This window comes from Oscillatoria nigro-viridis PCC 7112 (genome assembly GCF_000317475.1).
Lineage (GTDB): Bacteria > Cyanobacteriota > Cyanobacteriia > Cyanobacteriales > Microcoleaceae > Microcoleus > Microcoleus nigroviridis.
Genome location: NC_019729.1, coordinates 7,407,334 through 7,427,464, shown reverse-complemented (window position 1 = coordinate 7,427,464; position 20,131 = coordinate 7,407,334). Strand labels below are relative to the sequence as shown.

General features: G+C 46.3%; 19 protein-coding genes and 1 pseudogene. 7 read left to right on the top strand and 13 right to left on the bottom strand.

Annotation, left to right across the window (positions count from 1 at the left end):
* Nucleotides 1-48 precede the first annotated feature (48 nt).
* The 3 genes from OSC7112_RS42000 (at nt 49) to OSC7112_RS30800 (ending at nt 1,901) form a co-directional block, all read left to right on the top strand.
* Nucleotides 49-183: a hypothetical protein gene (locus OSC7112_RS42000; RefSeq protein ID WP_015179588.1), complete on the top strand. Its 135-nt coding sequence runs from the start codon at nt 49-51 to the stop codon at nt 181-183.
* Nucleotides 184-219: 36 nt separating this feature from the next.
* Complete coding sequence (locus OSC7112_RS30805; protein WP_015179587.1) at nt 220-864, top strand: pentapeptide repeat-containing protein; 645 nt, start codon at nt 220-222, stop codon at nt 862-864.
* Nucleotides 865-1,124: 260 nt separating this feature from the next.
* Nucleotides 1,125-1,901 carry a pentapeptide repeat-containing protein gene (locus OSC7112_RS30800; RefSeq protein ID WP_015179586.1) on the top strand — a complete coding sequence of 259 codons (777 nt, stop codon included), beginning with the start codon at nt 1,125-1,127 and terminating at the stop codon, nt 1,899-1,901.
* A 7-nt stretch (nt 1,902-1,908) separates the two neighbouring features.
* Here OSC7112_RS30800 and OSC7112_RS30795 read toward each other — a convergent pair whose 3' ends face one another.
* The 10 genes and pseudogenes from OSC7112_RS30795 to speB form a co-directional block, all read right to left on the bottom strand.
* Nucleotides 1,909-4,914: a GAF domain-containing protein gene (locus tag OSC7112_RS30795; RefSeq protein ID WP_015179585.1), complete on the bottom strand. Its 3,006-nt coding sequence runs from the start codon at nt 4,912-4,914 to the stop codon at nt 1,909-1,911.
* A gap of 369 nt (nt 4,915-5,283) precedes the next feature.
* Nucleotides 5,284-5,736 (bottom strand): riboflavin biosynthesis intermediates N-glycosidase, encoded by a 453-nt coding sequence (ybiA, locus tag OSC7112_RS30790; protein ID WP_015179584.1) that lies wholly within the window; start codon nt 5,734-5,736, stop codon nt 5,284-5,286.
* Nucleotides 5,737-6,734: 998 nt separating this feature from the next.
* Nucleotides 6,735-6,815: pseudogene (locus OSC7112_RS42605) on the bottom strand (NAD(P)-binding protein); the annotation flags it as partial.
* Nucleotides 6,816-7,001: 186 nt separating this feature from the next.
* A complete protein-coding gene (frr, locus tag OSC7112_RS30780; protein ID WP_015179583.1) occupies nt 7,002-7,550 on the bottom strand; it encodes a ribosome recycling factor in 549 nt (182 codons plus the stop codon).
* Nucleotides 7,537-8,265 (bottom strand): UMP kinase, encoded by a 729-nt coding sequence (gene pyrH / locus OSC7112_RS30775; protein ID WP_071884014.1) that lies wholly within the window; start codon nt 8,263-8,265, stop codon nt 7,537-7,539. Before pyrH ends, frr begins: the two co-directional genes overlap by 14 nt.
* 275 nt (nt 8,266-8,540) lie before the next feature.
* Nucleotides 8,541-8,939, bottom strand: coding sequence for a peptide-methionine (R)-S-oxide reductase MsrB (gene msrB / locus OSC7112_RS30770; RefSeq protein ID WP_015179581.1), 399 nt, complete (start codon nt 8,937-8,939; stop codon nt 8,541-8,543).
* A 90-nt stretch (nt 8,940-9,029) separates the two neighbouring features.
* A complete protein-coding gene (modB, locus tag OSC7112_RS30765; protein ID WP_015179580.1) occupies nt 9,030-10,847 on the bottom strand; it encodes a molybdate ABC transporter permease subunit in 1,818 nt (605 codons plus the stop codon).
* A gap of 308 nt (nt 10,848-11,155) precedes the next feature.
* Nucleotides 11,156-11,956 (bottom strand): molybdate ABC transporter substrate-binding protein, encoded by an 801-nt coding sequence (modA, locus tag OSC7112_RS30760; protein WP_015179579.1) that lies wholly within the window; start codon nt 11,954-11,956, stop codon nt 11,156-11,158.
* A gap of 230 nt (nt 11,957-12,186) precedes the next feature.
* Entirely contained in the window at nt 12,187-12,744 is a 558-nt protein-coding gene (locus OSC7112_RS30755) for a thioredoxin family protein (RefSeq protein ID WP_015179578.1), read from the bottom strand.
* A gap of 133 nt (nt 12,745-12,877) precedes the next feature.
* Nucleotides 12,878-13,807, bottom strand: coding sequence for an agmatinase (gene speB / locus OSC7112_RS30750; RefSeq protein WP_015179577.1), 930 nt, complete (start codon nt 13,805-13,807; stop codon nt 12,878-12,880).
* 249 nt (nt 13,808-14,056) lie between these two features.
* On the opposite strand from speB, the gene OSC7112_RS30745 reads away from it, so the two are divergent.
* Complete coding sequence (locus OSC7112_RS30745; RefSeq protein ID WP_015179576.1) at nt 14,057-14,971, top strand: alpha/beta fold hydrolase; 915 nt, start codon at nt 14,057-14,059, stop codon at nt 14,969-14,971.
* Between the two features lie 173 nt (nt 14,972-15,144).
* On the opposite strand, the gene OSC7112_RS30740 is transcribed toward OSC7112_RS30745, so the two are convergent.
* Both OSC7112_RS30740 and OSC7112_RS40390 read right to left on the bottom strand, forming a co-directional pair.
* The gene (locus tag OSC7112_RS30740; RefSeq protein WP_015179575.1) at nt 15,145-16,128 is read right to left on the bottom strand and encodes a M10 family metallopeptidase C-terminal domain-containing protein; all 984 of its coding nucleotides are present in this window, start codon (nt 16,126-16,128) and stop codon (nt 15,145-15,147) included.
* Between the two features lie 158 nt (nt 16,129-16,286).
* On the bottom strand, nt 16,287-16,685 hold the full coding sequence (locus tag OSC7112_RS40390) for a hypothetical protein (RefSeq protein WP_071884047.1): 399 nt from the start codon (nt 16,683-16,685) through the stop codon (nt 16,287-16,289).
* 1 nt (nt 16,686) lies between these two features.
* Between OSC7112_RS40390 and OSC7112_RS40385 the strand changes: the two genes are divergently transcribed.
* The 3 genes from OSC7112_RS40385 to OSC7112_RS30725 all read left to right on the top strand — a co-directional run bounded on the left by OSC7112_RS40385 (nt 16,687) and on the right by OSC7112_RS30725 (nt 19,310).
* Nucleotides 16,687-17,007: a hypothetical protein gene (locus tag OSC7112_RS40385; RefSeq protein ID WP_190274300.1), complete on the top strand. Its 321-nt coding sequence runs from the start codon at nt 16,687-16,689 to the stop codon at nt 17,005-17,007.
* Between the two features lie 84 nt (nt 17,008-17,091).
* Nucleotides 17,092-17,775 (top strand): response regulator transcription factor, encoded by a 684-nt coding sequence (locus OSC7112_RS30730; protein WP_041622818.1) that lies wholly within the window; start codon nt 17,092-17,094, stop codon nt 17,773-17,775.
* A complete protein-coding gene (locus OSC7112_RS30725; protein WP_015179572.1) occupies nt 17,772-19,310 on the top strand; it encodes an ATP-binding protein in 1,539 nt (512 codons plus the stop codon). The genes OSC7112_RS30730 and OSC7112_RS30725 overlap by 4 nt, the downstream gene beginning before the upstream one ends.
* A gap of 192 nt (nt 19,311-19,502) precedes the next feature.
* Here the strand turns inward: OSC7112_RS30725 and OSC7112_RS30720 are convergent, their stop codons facing one another.
* On the bottom strand, nt 19,503-19,931 hold the full coding sequence (locus OSC7112_RS30720) for a YidH family protein (RefSeq protein WP_015179571.1): 429 nt from the start codon (nt 19,929-19,931) through the stop codon (nt 19,503-19,505).
* Nucleotides 19,932-20,131 lie beyond the last annotated feature (200 nt).

The window sequence follows — 20,131 nt, the reverse complement described above, 5'->3', positions numbered from 1 at the left end:
TGTTGTTAAAATTTTTAAAGATTAATTCTTAACCACAGGGAAAAGAGAATGCAGCTTTGTCCTTCACCCTCAGCAAACCATCTAATTTATACTCAAACCTTGCAGATTGAGGGAAGTTTCACCCTGGGTGTGAATATTTCAGAATCTAAAATTGCAGAACATCCGGTGCAACCAGCTTGCTGACAGTATTCTTCATTTAAAAGGTGTAGAGAAGCCACAATGAACGTTGACGAACTGCTCAAGCTATACGCAATAGGAGAAAGAAATTTTAGCGGGGTCTACCTGCACGAGGTCTACCTCTACGAAGCAGAATTGATTGGAGCCAATCTGTATGAAGCCGACCTGATTGGAGCTCATCTCAGCAAAGCCAAACTCAACAGAGTCAACTTTGGCAAAGCCAATTTGTGCAAGATTAATTTGAGCAAAGCAGACTTAGGTGGAGCCGACCTGACAGAAGCACTTTTAGTTGAAGCTAACCTGAATCGAGCTGAGTTGATGGGAGCAAATCTCAGCAAAGCAGACTTGAGCAAAGCTTCCCTGATCCAAGCAACTTTAATAGGAGCCAACCTATCTCGATCCACACTCAGCCGTGCAGACTTGCACGGAGTAAATCTTTACGGAGTAAACTTGCGTAGGGCGGTGCTCACAGAATGCGATTTAATTGGCGCAAACTTGAGCAAAGTAGACCTTAGCGGGGCCGACTTAATGGGGGCGAGTCTAATTAGGGCAGACTTGACTGAAGCGATTTTAAGTGCGTCAGACTTAAGCGGAGCAAACCTGTTGGGAGCAAACCTTACAAAAGTCAACCTGAGCGGAGTATATCTTAAGGGTACAACGATGCCCGACGGCACGATTCACGACTAATTTATTTGTTAATTTTTATGGTTGCCGAGAACAGCGGCTAAAGGGTAATGAGCTTTTCATTACCCTAATTTATTGGTAGCGAAATCTTTATTTGAAACTCAGGTAAGACCGAGAACTTCTATGTAGGGTGCTGGTGGCGCACAGAACTCCTACAGACGGCAAGTCAAAAGATTTGTTGGGTGAACTTGTGTTATGGTGATTTTCAATTGCTTCGATAAAAGCTATTTTAGATTTAATATTTTGGATTTGGGACAGTTAAAGTGAAACTCAGAATCCTCGCTGCTACAACGCTGCTGAGCGCGATCGCCCCGATCGCTCCTGCACCCGCCGAGAACATCCAACACACGCAACAATTACTAGCCACCCGACAGTGCCCCAACTGCGACCTCAGCAGTGCTGGCTTGGTTTTAGCAAACTTAACAGGAGCCAATCTCAAAGGTGCGGACTTGAGGTTGGCTAACCTCAGCCGAGCCAACCTCACGGGGGCTGACCTCAGCGGTGCGAACCTCAGCGGCACCAGCCTGTTTGGCGTCAACCTGACGGGGGCGAACCTCAGCGGCGCGAACCTCAGCGGTGCTGACTTAAGAAGCGCCTATCTCAGCGACGCCAATTTGCTCAACGCCAATTTAACTAACGCGCAACTGCTCGGAGTTAGAGGAATGCCAACCAATATCGGTACCGCTGAAGACTTCTACCGGTTGGGAGTGCTGGAAGCTCAAGCAGGAAACTACAGAAACGCCATTGATTATTACGATCGAGCCCTGAAGCTGAAATCGGATTTAGCCGCCGTTTATTTTGCCCGCAGTATGTCTCGCGCTGACTTAGGAGACTTCGGCGGCGCGGCTCAAGACGCTGCAATAGCAAACAAACTCTTTGCAGCTCAAGGAAATTCCCAAGGTCAGGAATTGTCAAAGCAGTTAGCCGAAGCCATTGTTGCACGCCAAAAGCCTACGGAACCCCGCACGGGCGGCGGTGGCAACTTTATGAGTCTTCTGGGTTCGATCGGTTCTGTGCTGGTGAAGCTAATCTTGCCTTGACGGTTGCCTAATTCAGCGGAATCTCGATCCAGAACTCTGTACCATGACCTGGTACAGAAACACACTTAAGTACGCCTTGGTGTTTCTCAACTACAATTTGGTAACTGATAGACAATCCTAAACCCGTCCCCCGACCTACGGGTTTAGTAGTAAAAAACGGATTAAATATGTGAGAGATTAACTCTTTGGGGATGCCGTGACCGTTGTCGGCAATGCAAATTCCTACCTTTTTTTCATCGATTAATTGGGTGCGAATCCGAATGCAAGGAGATGGGAAATCAGGAATCAAACACTCGGTGGTGGCATTTATATCTCCTGACTCGACAGCCAGCATTTGGGAGCTTAAATGCGTCGCCGCTGCACTTGCCGCTTTCAAGGGAAGATTCATAACTCGCTCTTTTTGTCCAATTTCTAGGGCGTCAAGGGCATTACCGATCAGATTCATAAATACCTGATTGAGCGAGCTGGCATAGCATTCTACTAAGGGCAAATTGCCGTATTCTTTAATGATTTCTACGGTCTTGCGATCGCAATTGGCTTTGATCCGGTGCTGCAAAATTAACAGGGTACTGTCTATGCCCTCGTGAATGTCAACGGCTTTTTTCTCGGCTCGATCGCTCCTGGAAAAATTACGCAAAGATACAACTAACTGGCGGATGCGCTCAACTCCGACTGTCATGGAACCCAAAATTTTTGGCAAATCTTCGGCAAGAAATTCGATGTCGATTGCTTCGGAGCACTCGCTAATTTCTGGGTTGGGATTGGGGTAGTGCTGGCGGTAGAGTTCCAGCAAGCAGAGTAAATCTTTGGTGTATTCGCTGGCGTGGGACAGATTGCCGTAGATAAAGTTAACGGGGTTATTAATTTCGTGGGCGACTCCCGCGAGAAGTTGTCCGAGACTGGACATTTTTTCGGTTTGAATCAGTTGGGCTTGGGTATTGTGCAGTTCTGTGAGGGTTTTAGCTAGCTGTTCGGCTTTTAATCGATCGGCAGTTGCTGCATTGAGACTTTCTTGATAAAGTTCTGCTTGGTGAATGGCGATCGCAGCTTGAGCAGCTAAATGTTGCAGCAATTCCTGTTCTGCCGTTTGCCAAACTCTCGGCCCGGAACACTCATGGGCAATCAGCAACCCCCACAATTGGGAATCTTTGCCTTTCATCGGCACAATTAAACTTCCTCTCACCTGCAACTCTTCCAAAAATTGGCGGTGACAGGGTGTTAAATCCTCAGTATTAATATCATTAATTGCTCGCACCCGTCCGGCTCGATAAAAGCAGTCTGAGACTTCGGGAAAGCATCCTTGCGGAGATGCGATACCTAAAATTGACCGCCACTGACCGCAAACAGCTTCGACAACTACCTCGCCCTGTTTGTCTGCTGTAAATTGGTAGATTACCGTGCGATCGGTATCCAACAAAACTCTGACTTCTCGCACAATAGTTTGCAGTATGATTTTTAAATCTAAGGTGCTGCGAATCTGGTCTCTAACTCGCGTCAATACTTTGGCAAAGTCCAAGGATTTTTGCAATTGGGCAGTGCGTTCTTGAACTTGGCGCTCCAAGTTGGCATTCAGGGTCTGCACTTCTTTATAAAGAACGTACTGCCCAATTGCCGAACAAAATTGACTGCCTATAGCTAAAGCTTGCTCAATTTCCTCGTACTTCCACTCGGGCGACTGACCTTTTTTTATTTCTCGCCAGAGTTCAAAGGATTGTCTGGGAAGGGTTTGTGCAGCGCTGCTGTCAAAGCGCCCCGCCCACATTTTTTCGGTATCAATTGCATTGCGAAAAATTGTCAAACAGCCGACAACTTGTTGTTTGTAGTGGAGGGGAATTACCAGCAAACCCCTAATTTTAGTTGATTGGAAAGCGGGAACTAAAACTCTAAATAGCGGTTCTTTGTATAAGTCTGTAATTATCAAAACTGGGAACTGAGAATTAGTAAAAATTGGGAATTTGGGAAGTTCTTCGGTATTTTTGAATCCTTTGGTTAGCCATTCCTGCCAGAGGGGATGAGCTTCGATCGCCTTAACTTTTTCCCAGTTGGGAAGTGTCGGTTGTTCTCCTGTGGTGAACAGTTCAAAGGTAGCATCACTGTGGGCCGGGGCAATTGGCAATCCTCCTTCAATCTTGGGAGTGGATAACTTTTCACCGTTGATTTTCGGCTGGTTGAGATAGAGTCTGCCGCCGCTGCCGCCCAAAGCGGTGACGGTGGCTTCTAAACCCTGTTGCAGTTGAATGTTTACGTGACCGTACAACAGGGCTGCTATGCGGCTCACGGTAGCTTCGCGGGCGGCTTGAGAGCGGGTTTGCTGGAGGAGGAGGGCGTGGGCGATAGCGCTAGACAATTGATCTGATACGAGCTGAACTACTTCTAAATCTGCTGGTGAAATATTGAGGGGCGCGGAGTGGTGAGACACTAAAAGTCCCCACAGTTCGATGTGAATTTTTCGATCGTTTCCGGGCTCGTATCGAGTCAGACACGTGGCCGCCTCGCAGATATCTGTTTTGCTGTTTGGCGACGCACTCCTGCGGTGCAAAATCGGCACGACTAAGGAAGATTGCACTCCCATTGCCATCAGGTAAGCGGTGTGGCAAGGATCGAGCGATCTGTAGTGCATCTCTTCATTGACTAACGGTTGACCGGTGTCTGCAGCATCGAGGGGACTCAGGACGATCGTCCCTGAGTTAACATCTATTATTGTCCGCTGGCGCAAACTGACATACATCTCCCTGGCGCTCGCGGGAATGTCGTCTGCTGGAAAGTGCAGTCCTTTTAAGGAAGGGAGACAGTTGTTATTAATTGACTCAGCAACAACTTCTCCACTTCCGTCGGTACTAAACCTGTAAATCATAATGCGATCTGTTTTCAAAAAAGACCGCACTTCTGCTACCGTACTGGTTAAAATATCTTCTAATTCTAGAGATTGGCGAATGCGTTCTGTTATCCGCCGTATCAAAACTTCTCTGTCTAGTTTATAATGTAATTCTTGCGTATTTTCTCTGAGTTGCATAAATCTCCTTTTGTACTCATAAATGATAATAAGAAGTGTCGATCTGCTGTTAGATCGTTCAAACTCAAATGCCTCACCCTGAGTTTTTGACCCAACCGATCTGTACAATTAATTCGTCGCGCATTTGTCAGAGACGACGGTGTATCGTCTCGGGTGGGCTGGGGCAGGTAAAATCTGCGATCGCGCCAGTTTCATCCTTGCCTTCAACAGGCAGAGCGACTTAAGCAAATAATAATTATTATTTTAATGCTCTTATAAATTTCTCGCAATCTTAAACTCTCACTATGAGAATTCTTGATTGTTAGGATAACTTGACATTTGTTGTAGAACTTCATAGAATCATAATTAACGCAAGAATTTGAGTTTCTATCAGCGCCCCGGGTGCTGACTAATTTCTTGGCGCACGCTCATCAGAATTTTACCCAAATGATTTTGACCGGTTCGGTCGCAGCCACACCCCCAGTAGTAATCCGTTGGCGAATCCTCCACAATCACTCGATCCCCTGTGGCGAGGAGAATCGCTTGAATGTCTGTATGAGTGAGAAACTTAGTTAAAACTGCTTCGCGCATAATCGGAATTTTCACGGCTTCCCAATCAGCGCGAATCCGGTGGTTGGGATCGCGACCTAATTTAGCGGCTTCTTGAGGAGTTGCTACGGCTTGAATCGCCGCCACTAATCTTTTATCAGTGCTGACAAATTTTTGGGCTTGATAGTAATGTTCCACAGTCAACCAATATTGACCGTGCAGACAAATGTCGTGTAGTGAAAAATTAGAAAAGCAGCCGTAAGGCTCCTCTACTTTATAAAAATAAATTATCATTAGATTTGAGATTATATATTTTACAGGATTTAGGTAGAATGTAATTATTCAGGGTGTCCCTGAAGCGCGTTACCGCGATCTTAGTAACGTTTCAAACCACTTTTTGCCTCCAGGAGTATTTGAGATTGATTCTACGAGCAGCGCGGGGCTTGTATTAAAAAATATTCGCATCGACTTTATTTAAAATAGCATTTACGCTTTTGAACCGAGTTTCTTGGAAAACATCGGGTTGGGAAACGAAAAATCTAGGAATCAACTGGCTTTCTGAGCAATAAGCTGTTGTGCATTTAAATTTTGTGTTGAGGGCGGGCTTGGGGGCCCACGCCACAAGAGTGAAAGTTTATTTGACCGTGCAATTTACAGCATATTCCATGTATGTGCGGTACACACAAGAAGAGCGACGCGAGTCAGGTGCGTCGCCACCGGTCTGGCGAGCAATCTTTATCAAATTAGCAGCAGCGACGCACCCTACCGATTAACACCACACAATATAGCTCAAGAGTGTACTTCATGAACCACCGAATATGCTGTAAATGCGGATTAGCTTAGTGCGTAATTCCTATTTTTAAATTAACGGGTAAGAATTGGAAATCAAGAATAAGCAAGGGGGATTTAAGAATATTTATTATTCCCTCTTCCTTCATTCCAAAACGGCATCAGAAGAATGAAAAGCGCGGTTAGCGATATCGGCATAACGCAGTTCGCCACACAAAATTTTGCTCATCAACTGAGTAGTCCTCGGAAATTTGAGGCCCGCTCTATAAGCAGCTCCTGTAAACTGATAGAAGGCCCTGGCCAAGCGACTGGCCCCAACCATATCAGTGTTGCATTCTTGGGCGATCGATTTAGTGTAACGATCCTTAGCGCCGCCGGCACCTGCAAGAGTTCGATATATCGCCTGAGCTGCCTTAAATCGGCTAAATAGGGCAGGTCGAATCGCCTCACCGGACAGGGGGTCGGCGAGACTGGCTGTGTCTCCTGCCAGCAGCGAATCTTGCGACAGAACGTCCCTGCTTTGCTAGGTGATAAGCTGCTGTGCTACCTGCAGGGCCTGCACCGACAATAATGCAATCAAACATTTTCGGTTATGGGTAATTGGTGATGGGTAATTGGTGATGGGGAACAGGGAATTGGTAACTTATGAGTGTTAAATCTTGAGTTTTTAACTCACAACTGAGAACTCATCTAGCGTCTGCGCGTTGTTCGCGGTCGCCTGTTGGCAATCTCAAAACTATTCCTATTCCCCATGCCCAATTTCCCATTCCCTAAACAGTCGTGATATCTTTCTCTTTCGCTGCCAGAACTTCTTCTATTTTGGCAACGTACTTGTCCGTCAGCTTTTGAATTTTATCTTGCAAGTCGCGGGATTCATCTTTAGAGATATCGCTGCTTTTTTCCTGCTTGCGAATCGAGTCAACGGCATCGCGGCGGATATTGCGAATTGCAACTTTACCTTCTTCAGCAAACTTCCCGGCCATTTTGACAAATTCTTGGCGTCTGTCGCTCGTCAGCGGCGGAATGTTCAAGCGAATAACTGAACCGTCGTTGTTGGGAACGAGTCCTACATCGGACAGGGAAATTGCTTTTTCGATCGAGTTGAGCGCTGTGCGATCGAACGGTTGAATGGTGATCGTAGTCGCATCCGGGGTGCCGATGTTGGCAAGGGATTTGATCGGAGTTGGAGAGCCGTAGTAGTCTACCATGACTCGATCGAGGAGGGAGGCGTTGGCCCGTCCCGTCCGAATAGTATTAAAAGACCGCTGAGTAGCCTCAACTGCCTTTTGCATATGATCTTCTGCGTCAGCTAACTTCACAAAAACCTCCGACAAGAGTTCCAATAGATTCTCCCATTACAGCCCGGTAGATGTTGCCCGACACCGAGAGGTCAAATACCATAATAGGAATATTATTTTCTTTGCAAAGGGCGATCGCCGTACTGTCCATCACCCGCAAATCTTGATTCAAGACGTGGGCATAGGTGAGGGTTTGATACCTGCGCGCGTTGGGGTTGAGGTGGGGGTCGGAATCGTAGACCCCATCTACCTTAGTAGCTTTAAAAATCACCTCTGCATCAATTTCAGCCGCCCGCAAAGCGGCTGTAGTATCAGTAGTAAAAAAAGGGTTGCCAGAACCGGCACCAAAAATCACTACTCGTTTTTTTTCTAGGTGGCGAATCGCCCGCCGCCGGATGTAGGGTTCAGCTACTTCTTGCATGGCGATCGCCGATTGCACCCTCGTTGGCACTCCTGCTTGTTCCAGGGCATCCTGCAAAGTGATAGCATTCATCACCGTAGCAATCATCCCCACATAATCAGCCGTTGCCCGATCCATCCCTGCCGAAGCAGCTTTCACCCCGCGAAAAATGTTGCCGCCACCGACAACAATCGCGATTTGAATGCCTTGGGACACGACTTTGGCCACTTCCTGGGCGATCGACTGAACGACTACGGGATCGATACCGTAGCCCAAGCTGCCCATAAGCGCTTCACCGCTGAGCTTCAGCAAAACTCGCTGATAAACCATCCCCATGCCGCCACTATTTTTTTACTCTTTTTGCCTCCACCATAAGATAGCAGTACGGGTGCATTTTGAACATCAATTGCCCCGAACAGGCATCCTGGTTGTGTTGCAAGAGAATTTGTTTGTGGCGCGGGCTGCTAGGTGAACAGGCAAGATGCCTGTTCCACAACCGGATTAATTTTTTCTCAGTGAATGCTAGGTGAACAGGCAAGATGCCTGTTCCACAACCCGATTGATTTTTTGTGGGGAGTAGGGGTTGGGCTTCTAGCTAGCCCCTAAAAGAATCAATCCTTGGGAACGAAATTAAGAGCAGCAGAATTCATGCAGTAACGCTGACCGGTAGGTTTCGGCCCGTCGTTAAATACGTGACCGAGATGAGCGTCGCAAACAGCGCACAGTACCTCTGTTCGGCGCATGAACAAGGTGTTATCCGACTCGCACTTGACATTTTCTTCGCTAACGGGAGCGTAGAAACTCGGCCAACCGGTACCGGAATCGTACTTGGTTTCTGATTTAAATAGCTCCGTGCCGCAGCAAATACACTTATAAATTCCGGGTTTTTTGTTATCGTGATATTCGCCGCTAAAAGCTCTTTCCGTTCCTTTTTTGCGGGTGACTTTAAACTGTTCTGGCGTGAGTTGTTGTTGCCATTCTGCGTCAGTTTTTTGAACTTTCTGAGTCATGATTTGATGTTTGGTTAAGAGGTATTTAGCTGTTGAGTGTTGACGGTTAACTGTTGAGTGTTGACGGTTAACGGTATATTGCTAGTTAACTCAGGCTTCCATTAATATTAACCTAATTGGCTCGATATGAACATACCAGGGAAAAGGATTGTCCTTCATAGCCCTCCACTTTTCCTTGAAAACTTCGGCTTGCAAGTGATAATCTTGGGAATCATTGGAAGGCGAGTGCAATTTGAGATATAATGTCACCCGGTGCGGAGTTTCCACAGTCGAGGCGATCCAACAAGCAAAAGTATTTTCACGATCGCACCCGCTAACAAAACTCAGTTGATGAGCCCGAATTCCCACAGAAACTAGAGATTTGGGAATTGGTTCGACTACAGTCAGAGTACAGCCCCAGTCGATCGCCTCCACGAGTGTTACGGAGATCGGTTTAGCGGCAGAGAAGTTCTTGCAGCCAGTCAACTGGGCGACGGTGAAGTTGCCAGGGCGATCGAAAATGTTCTCTTTGGTATCAAAGGCGATCGGCCTTCCCTCGGCCAATACCAACAGATTTTTGCACACCCGGTAAATTTCCTCTAAATTGTGGCTGACAAACAAAGTAATTCCCCGATAATTAGCCAGAGTCTGCATTAACTCCCGTTCCAGTTGACTCCGCAAATGAGTGTCCAAAGCAGAAAACGGTTCGTCTAACAGCAGCAATTCTGGAGAAGGGGCGATCGCCCTTGCCAAAGCCACCCGCTGCTGTTGGCCCCCTGAAAGTTCGTGCGGGTAGCGGTTTTCCAGTCCCGACATTTGCACCGAAATTAGCTGTTCTTTTACCCGAAGTTTTTGCTCGCTTTCAGATAAATGCTGCAAGCCAAACGCAATATTTTGAGCAACAGTCAGGTGAGGAAATAAAGCATAGTTTTGAAACAAAAAACCGATCCGGCGGTCTTTAGAAGCTACATTAATACCCTGTACTGAGTCAAATAAAACCCTGCCATTGACGGCAATTTTACCGCTCATTGGAGTTTCCAAACCGGCGATGCAGCGCAGAGTCATGCTTTTGCCGGAACCCGACGCGCCCAAAATTCCCAGCACTTCCGGGCCGATATCAAAGCCAACATCCAAGGAAAAACTGGAAAGAGGTTTGAAGATGTGCAAACAAAGTCCGCTTTTCGGTTGTTTTTGGGGTTTTGTGGTAAAACTAGAAGTTACTTGGGGAATATTTGATTGCAATCTGTAGCTCGAATTCGCTTTGGGCGATCTCCTTTGTAAATCAGTCCAAAAATTAACAGCAGTTAGCACGCTCAAAGAAATACTCAGAATAATCAAAACCCAAATAGCAGCTTGCCTCATCTCCCCAGCTTCCACAGCAAAATAAATTGCCATCGGAATAGTTTGAGTTTGTCCGGGAATATTCCCAGCTAACATTAACGTCGCGCCGAATTCACCCAAAGCGCGAGCAAATGCGAGAATAGTTCCTGCTAAAATTCCCGGCCATGCTAGCGGCAACATAATCCGCCAAAAAACTTGCCACTCCGATGCTCCCAAAGTGCGGGCTGCATTGAGAAGATTGGCATCAATTTGCTCAAAAGCTCCCAAAGCAGTTTTGTACATGAGGGGAAATGATACAACTGTGGCAGTAATGGCGGCGGCTTGCCAAGTGAAAATTATAGTTAAGTCGAATTGTAGCAAAAATTGACCGATCGCCCCATTTCTCCCAAACAGCAGCAGCAGCAAAAATCCCACTACTGTCGGCGGCAAAACTAAGGGAGAAATGAAAATCCCTTCAATTAAAGCTTTACCTCTGATGCGAGTAGAAAGCATCCAGCGGGCGGCGGCTATTCCCAAGAAAAAGGTAAAGAAAGTTGCGATAGTTGATGATTTTAGAGATATCCATAAGGGAGAAAAATCAAATTCCATAAATCGTAGGGACGGGTTTCACCAACAATAATTGCCTCAAACAAATAATTTTCTAAACCCGCCCCACCCAAAGATAAATCAAAATGTATAATTTTGGGATTCGCTCGTAGGGGCGGGTTTTACCAACAATCTCGGGCTAATACCAATAATCTCGCAAACCCGCCCCCACTTGGGCGGCAAATCGAAATGTACCTCTTTGAATACACAAGGTTATCTGTTGTGTGAGGGCGGGTTTATATAGATTGTTGGCGGGAATTAGATATTGTTGGTAAAACCCGCCCCTACAGAATTTGGTTGTATGAGACTAATTAACTAGCTATGCCAAATCCGTATTTCTGAAATACTATTTTAGCCCGATCGCCCCCCAAAAAGTCAACAAACCCTTTCGCAGCAGCCGGATTGCGGCTGTTTCCGATCACTGCCAGAGGATAAACAATGGGCGAATGCAAATTTTCCGCAGCCGTTAGCCGCAAAGTAACTTTGTCCGAGGCTTTGGCGTCAGTTGTGTAAACTATGCCAGCATCCGCATTGCCGCTTTCGACAAATGTCAGCACTTGGCGGACGTTATTTCCTAGCACTAATTTTGGCTGTATTTGCCGCCACAATCCAAGTTTATTTAGCATTTCCTGAGCGTATTGTCCCACAGGTACGCTTTTCGGTTCGCCGATCGCAATTTTCTTGATTCTGGCATCTGTCAACTGTTTGAAATCGCTCAAAGCCAAGCCGTTTTTGGGAGTAATCAAAACCAGGCGATTTGTTAGCAAATTGCGCCGCGTGTCGTTAATTAACAGGTTAGATTGCTGCAAATCGTTCATTTGTTTGGTAGCGGCGCTGAAAAATATATCTACCGGTGCTCCTTGCTGAATTTGCTGTGCGAGAGCGCCGGAAGCACCGAAATTATAAGTAATAGTAACGTTGGGATTTATTTGCTGATAAACTGTTTTGATTTCTTGTAAAGCTTGTGAGAGGCTGATAGCGGCGGATACTGTTAAGGATGTTTGCTGCTGTGCTGTGACTGGAGGAACGCTTTGAAACAAGTTCCAAGTAATTAGTAGTGTCATTGCCGCGACGGCTACTACAATTAAGTTAAGGATGCGTTTTGTTTTCATAGGGCTATGTTATAATTTTTTATAGGGCGATCCAGAAATCTAGCTGACAGCAGCTTCCGATCGTTATGGTGCATTATAACTCGACTTTTCGTGCAAATTGAGAATGTAAAACCTGACGCACCCTACCATAATGAAGTAGGGTGCGTCAGCTACTATTATTTTCGATACAAACCAACAATCTCGCAACAGATGCACCTTTCAACTAATGACTAATGACTAATGACTAATGACTACGATCGCCATTTGATAGAACAGCCTACAGCCTCTGTAGTTGAAGGCTCAACGGGTTGACTGTTGAGCAATTGGTCGATCGCACCTCGGAGATAAGAAACCTGCACTGCTGCGGGATCTTCAGCGTTGTCGTCAATCAAACCTTTGTAGCGCAATCTGCCGTCTCGATCTAACAAAAAAACCTCCGGGGTTTTAGAAGCCCCAAAACTTTCAGCCACATCTTGAGCAACATCTCGGATGTAGGGGAAATTGAGTTGATTGTTAGCCGCAAAAGTTTTCATATTCTCAAAACTATCTTCAGGATATTGATTTGCGTCATTAGCATTCATCCCGATTAAAGTAACGCCTCGATCTTGAAACTCTGCTTGAATTTCTTTCAGGCGATTTAGATAAAACTGCACGTAAGGGCAATGATTGCACATAAATATCACCGCAATCGCCCGAAATTTTTCTAAATATCGAGCTAAATGGTGAACTTCTTCGTCAACTCCCGGCAGTTCAAAATCGGGAGCGTAGCCGTTAATGGGAGTACCCGTTGTATCGATTAGTAAACTCATGTTTTCACGAGGTGAAGAGCAGTATTTGCCAGCATGAAAGATGAAACTGTCAGCACGAATAAAATTGGCTGTTGTTTGGCTTTAGCTTAATTCTAGCCTTGCCAACAGCCTATTGTGATTCGTACTTCGCCATTTATTCCTCGTCTGGCTTTAGCCAACCTTGAGCCAGAGCTTGATACCCGATCATTTTGTATGCTAATTTGGCGGCGGTAAATTCTGAGACTACAGAATCTACAACCGGTGCTAATTCCATAATGTCACACCCGATTACTTCGTAGGACTCGAAGATGCGGCGCAAAAATCCGGTGAGAGAATACCAATTTAAGCCGCCCGGTTCGGGTGTTCCCACTCCTGGAATTAAAGTCGGATCGATGCCGTCTAAGTCGATCGTCAAAAATACTCGCTTAGTTGTTATGCTGGCAATTGCCCGATCGGCCCAATCCGGTTGAGTAGCGATTTCGCGAGCTCGAATCACGTTTAGCTGTTTTGCTTTAATCAAGTCGGCTTCTTCCTTGCAGATAGCGCGAATCCCGATTTGCAGAGTCGGTAAGCCCATATCTACAATACGTCGCATCACGCAGGCGTGGTTGTGAATCGAACCTTCGTACTCGTGCCGCAAGTCGCCGTGGGCGTCGATTTGCACGACTGTGAAAGGTTCGTTTGGGTATGCTTGGCGATAACCTTCCACAACGCCTGCAGTGATGCTGTGTTCGCCTCCGAGGGAGATGACAAATTTATTTTCGGTAACTAGCTGGTGGACTGCGGCTTGGGTGACTTGCAGCATTTCTGAGGATGAAACCGGTTGTCTGTTGCGCGTATCGGCGATCGGCTCTTTTGTATAAATTCCGACATCGTAGCAAACTTCGGAATCCAATTCTTCGTCATAGCACTCGAGTTGATGAGAAGCTTCTAGAAGTTTCGCCGGCCCGTTTTCGCACCCCCGGCGGTAAGTGGTGGTAGCTTCGTAGGGAATTGGCAAGATTACTACTTTGGCGGTGTCGTAGTCTGGTACAATTTCCGACCCCAGAAACGGTACGACTGCAGTGGAAACGATCGTTGGCATAAGGGAAATTTCAATAAGGCAAAGAAGTCAGCACTTCTAATCGTGACATAATATCGCCTCTAACTGCAAAGGAAGAAGGAAGAGGAATTAACCGCAGAGGGCGCAGAGGGCGCAGAGGGAGGAGGGAAGGGAGGTTTGGGATTTATGTCCTAGCGGTTGCCTCGAATTGCGATACGGTTTGTAGTATTGACTTGAGTTCTTTGCAGCCTTGCATTCATCTAAAATCTAAAATCTAAAATCTAAAATCCCATGACATCTTCTACTCCCACTTCGTCAACTGCTGTTGCACCTCAAACTTGGCTGTGGAAAGGCTTTCCCATTTGCTACCAGGCTGCTGGTTCGCGCGGGCCTGCGGTGGTGTTTGTCCACGGTTTTGGTGCGTCTTGGGGCCATTGGCGCAAGAATTTGCCGGCGCTGGCTGCTGATTGCCGCTGTTACGCGATCGACCTCATCGGTTTTGGCGGTTCTGCTAAACCCGCGCCCAAACTTGAGATTGACTATACTTTTGAAACTTGGGGACAGCTAATTGCTGATTTTTGTCGGGAAGTTGCGGGCGGGCCGGCTTTTTTGGTGGGAAATTCGATCGGCTGCGTGGCAATTATGCAAGCCGCTGTGGATTTTCCCGATATTGCTTCCGGTGTAATTTTACTTAATTGTTCTTTGCGCTTGCTGCACGATCGCAAACGCGCCGAAATGCCGTGGTATCGCAGTTTTGGAGCGCCAATCGCACAAAAACTTTTAAATGTCAAGTGGATAAGTCAATTATTTTTTAAACAATTAGCAACGCCAAAAACAGTAAAAAAAGTGCTTTTGCAAGCTTATCACCGTCCCGAAGCTGTCACCGACGAACTGGTAAATATGCTGCTGAAACCTGCCCAAGACAGCGGCGCAGTGGAAGTATTTGTAGCATTTATCAGTTATTCTCAAGGGCCGCTACCGGAGGATTTGTTGCCGCGTTTGAGCTGTCCTGCTTTGATTTTGTGGGGTACGGATGACCCTTGGGAGCCGATCGCATTGGGGCGAGAATTGGCCAAGTTTCCGGCTGTTGAAAAGTTTATTCCTTTGGAGGGCGTAGGTCATTGTCCCCAAGATGAAGCGCCGGAATTGGTCAATCCTATTTTACTCGATTGGATTAAAGGGCGATCGGCGTTTGCAGAAAATTAGTGCTTTTGCTCCTTTCATCTGCGTGAATCTGCGTCAATCCATTGTCATCTGCGGTTACCAAATTCTCTTTTTTTTACCGCAGATGATGGCAGATTAACACAGATTAACGCAGATGAATTAGATTGTTGGCTGTTGACTGGATTTTACGCCCGACGATGCTACCGGAATTGATTTTACACAAACAGGAAACTATCAGGAGTAAACCCGCCTTGAATTACAGCTATTTGGTCAGATGTACCAGCCAAATTGATGGAGTTTCCAACAATATTGTAGTCAGAGAGACTCCCACGTAGCTGAATGCGATCTATTCCTTGTTGGAAATCCTGAATCAGTGCAACTCCTGTTCCCTGATAGTATGTCTTGGTGGCATCACCGAGAACAAAAATATCTCTACCTCGACCGCCAATCAGCACATCGGTTTCATTGCTTCCCGGTGTAGCACTTGATGGATTGACTCCAATCAGGGTATCATTGCCGCGCAAACCTGAGAGTGTATCGTTACCATCTCCTCCTACTAAAGAATTGTTTTGGATGTTTCCGGTAAGGACATCTACATTGGGAGTACCTGTGACATTAACGAAATTCTCTACCGTAAAATTCAGAGTGCCGATACCGGGTAGATTGTTAACCGCCAAACGATTTTGCGACAAATCCACATTAATAGAAGCAGTGCCGCTACCTGTAGAAGCATCGATGGTATTAATCTGTCCTAAAGGAGCAATTATTTGTTCTATATTTTGCAGGCTATCTGTACCGGCTGCGCCTTTATCTACAATACCTTTAGCCTCAATGGTAATGCCGCTGGTAAGGGAAAGATAGCTAATTGTATCCGTGCCTAATCCTCCCGTTATGGTATCTGTGCCGCTACTGCCTAGGATAAAGTTATCTAAACTATCTCCGGTAATATTGTCGTTTCCTGCTGTGGTGCTAATACTGTTAGCTGGCGGAGGGGGTGGAGTTGGGTTTTGGGGAGGTAAAGCAGAATTCGTAAGTTGTGCGCCTTGATTTTGGGGAGGTGGATTGCCCGGTGCGCCTTGATTTTGGGGAGGTGGATTGCCCGGTGCGCCTTGATTTTGGGGAGGTGGATTGCCCGGTGCGCCTTGATTTTGGGGAGGATTGCCTGGTGCATTGATTGAATTAGGAAATAGTGCTGGCATGATGTAATTACCCGGATTAGTTTTCTAAGTTTGAATTTGTTGTCAGGCTCAAGAAATGAATTCTCAATCGGCCTTTGATTTAGCCTCTACAATCATTAAGTTGGTTGAATATGACATTTATCCATGTCCTAGGATTACAGTTTTGTAATGTGGAGAAATTAGCGTTTTTCCGAATTTTGAGGTAAATTACGATCGCCCGGTGGACGCGGTGGAATGCCCAAAATCTTAATCAAGTCTGCTTCGGTGACTCCCAACTTTTTCGCTGCACCGGGAATATCTAAACGAGGAGGGGGCGGCGGTTGGGGCGGGCGATTATTTTCAGTTGGCGGTTCTGGCGGTTTGGCGGGTAAGCCCAATGCTTCTATTAACTCGGCTTCGGTGACTCCTAATTGTTTGGCAGCAGCGGCAAAATCTATACGGGGCGGATGTCTGCGCTCTTGACTGGGTTCGGGTTGGCTCTGGGCGAGTACAGTATTAGAACTGAGATATTGCACCTCTGTCAGCAACAGGCAAGATGCCTGTTCCACGAGTAAAGTTTCTTCTTGTGGAACGGGCATCTTGCCCGTTCTGGAAGGCAACAGGCAAGATGCCTGTGAAGCGAAGAGTAAATTTTCTTGTGGAACGGGCATCTTGCCCGTTCTTGAGAATGGTGCAACATATGAGTTAGAACTAGCTGTAGTCCGATCGGGAAAAGTCAAGGTGCTAAATCCCAGCAGCAAGGCTGTAGCAGGTAATGCCAGCAGTGAAGCAATTTTCATGATAGTTACGATCGCCAATCCAAAAATGTTGACAGCTAAATTAAACTCCCAAAACATTACCTGCCACACTGCGGATGGATTACAGTTTTGTAATTTAGTTCAATCAATGATGACGGTATAATCACCACTGAAAAATAAACTATGCCCAATGCCCAATGCCCAATGCCTAATGCCCAATGCCCAATGCCCAACTCGATCTAAATTTATGAATGTTCTATACGTTGAAGATGAAGAAAAAATCGCCAATTTTGTTTGTATGGGCTTGAAAGAACAAGGTTTTGTGGTGGATTATTGCGATAATGGCAATGATGGCTACGGGCGGGCGATGGATAATGAGTACGATGCGATCGTCCTGGATATTGTTTTGCCGGGAAAAGACGGATTATCTATTCTCAAACATCTGCGAAAGGCGGGGCGCAACGTACCCGTGATTTTATTAACTGCTCGCAATGAACTCGACGATCGCATTGAAGGGTTACATCTCGGTGCTGATGACTATTTGGCTAAACCGTTTTTTGTTGAGGAGTTAGTTGCTCGGATTTATGCTGTAGTGCGGCGGGCTTCGGGCGGCGGGCAAAATATTCTGAGCGTTGGCCCAGTTAAGCTCGATCGCATTTTGCGAGAAGTCACTTGCGATCGCCATGCGGTAGAACTTACAACTCGCGAGTTTAATCTTTTGGAATATCTAATGCGATCGCCCGGTAGGGTACTCACCCGCACGCAAATCCTCGAACATATCTGGGGTTATGATTTTAATCCGAATACGAATGTAGTAGATGTATGTATTCAACGCATTCGCAAGAAAATCGAACCGATCGGCGGTACAGGATGGGTTGAGAGCGTGCGCGGCGTTGGCTATCGGTTTCGCAAACCAGATTCTCCCTCGTGAAATTGCAATCTTTTCGCTTTCGCATTGCCCTATCATCTGCTGTTCTGGCAAGTATTGCTCTAATTGGCTTTAGTATTGTTTCGTGGTGGTTGATTTACGATGCTAAAGTCAAGCGTCTTGATGCTGAAATCAAGAATCAGTTAATCCAATCTACCCGCCCGCAATCGACGCAATGGGATGTTTATAATGATTCTTTGCCATCAGTTTTGGGCATGAATGATGGGGAAACAACCGTGGCTTTGCGGGTGAATGACAGAGATGGTAATTTGCTCTACCGATCGAGCCAGTGGGAAGATGGAATTGATGCCAATTCACTGTGGCGATCGTTGCCTCAACCGCCTCCAGATCGACGTAGAATACCTTTTGAATTAGAACCTCCCCCTCCACCACCTCCACCCTATCCACCACCTCCCGATCGACCGGATTCATTCTCACCGAGAGAAAGAAGACCTCCGCGCGATCGGCCTCCTCAATTCGATCGACCGAATTTTCCTCAAGTTTTCAAAGCTAAACTAGCAACCCAGCGTACTAGCAGGGCAGTGTGGCGTGTGGGCGCGATTCATTCTCCTCAGACTCAAATAGCAATCGCTGTTAACTTACAAGCGATCGATCGGGAAATGGCATCGATTCGCAATATCTTTCTATTTTCTATTCCCGTAGTGCTTTTACTCGTGGCGGGTGGAGCGTGGGTGATATCGCGGAGCATTCTCTATCCAATTGGGCGGCTCACTATGGCAATTCGCAATGTTACCGTACAGGGGCTCGATCGGCGCGTTCCTGTCGGCTCAACGGATATAGAGTTTGTAGAATTAATTTTTGTGTTCAATCAGATGTTAGAACGTCTGGAGCGAAGTTTTAAACAAGCTTCTCGTTTTAGTGGAGATGCTGCCCACGAGTTAAAGACTCCGCTGGCCATTTTGCAAGGGGAACTAGAACGGGCTTTGCATCAAGTTGAATCGGGTTCTGAGGTTCAGCAAACCCTGAGTAAATTATTGGATGAAGTGTGCCGTTTGAGTGAAATTACCCGCAAACTTCTCTTACTTTCTCTAGCCGATGCCGGACGTATGGGTTTAAATTTGGTTGAGGTGAATATGTCGGCTTTGCTATCGGAAATTGCCGAAGATATGGAACTGCTAGCACCGCATTTAGATGTGCAAATGGCAATTGCTCCTAATTTATCTATCAAGGGCGATCGCGATTTGCTCGTGCAGGTTTTGCAAAATATGGTGGGTAATGCGATTAAATATAATTTACCGAAGGGTTGGCTCAGGTTACAGGCTAACTGTCAGGGAAAAAGAGTAATTGTGAAAATTGTCAATAGTTCTCACGATATTTCTTTGAGGGAGCGCGATCGTATTTTTGAGCGCTTCCATCGCGGTGACTCGACTCAGATCCAAAAAATCGAAGGATCGGGATTGGGGCTAAGTTTAGCAAGGGAAATCGCACGGGCTCACGGCGGCGATATCAAACTAGATGCTGCAATACTCGGTCAAACAGGGTTTATACTGAGTTTACCTGTGGGCGATCGCGATTAATGGAATCTTGAAAAGTTTTAAGCCGCAACAAAGCTAAAACGTGCGATTTTAGCCAGTTTACTGGCTCGGTAGACCACCTCAATTCGATCGCCCGATCGATTTGTAACGTTTGGAACAAATCAAGACAATTTGGGACGGCTATATGGTAGCTGAATGAAGGAAGAGGCACTTTAGCTAAGCGATCGGGTTAACTTAGAATTGAGATTTTTTAGGAGTTGCAGTGGGAGCTATATTTCCGCGATCGCGCCACAGCAACAAGGGAATGCTTAACGTTCCTAAAATCATTACAACTCCAGTCAGAATCCAAACTAGCACGCGATTTGGGCGATAATCACCTCGCTCAATTTGCCAGAAAACTCGATTATAACGCCATGCTGCTAAGGCAATGACCGCAATGCCAAAAACGACCAGACTCAGCCCTAAAGTTTCCGAGTTGAAGAAGGGAGGGGAGGAAACTTCTTGCTGAGTCACTGTAGCTTGAAATTGACGCAGAAATAAACTGAACCGAGCGATCGCAAACCCAAAACCAATTAAAGCGAGTGAAGTTCGTAACCATGCCAGAAAGGTGCGTTCATTTGCCTGATGTTCCCGCTGTCGGTCTATTTTAGCACCCTTGTTCATCAACCCTACCTTTCTAAAATATCTTAAGCTTTCCCTCGTTGGTTATTGTTTCAGTTCAGATTGCCGAGGGAAGTATCGGTATTGCGATCGCGATTCATCATCACCAAAAAATATAGTATCAGTAAATCGACAAAAAAGCGATCGCCTACATCTCATACCAACAGAAAAGAAGAGGACACAGCAATGCTGCGTCCCTACAA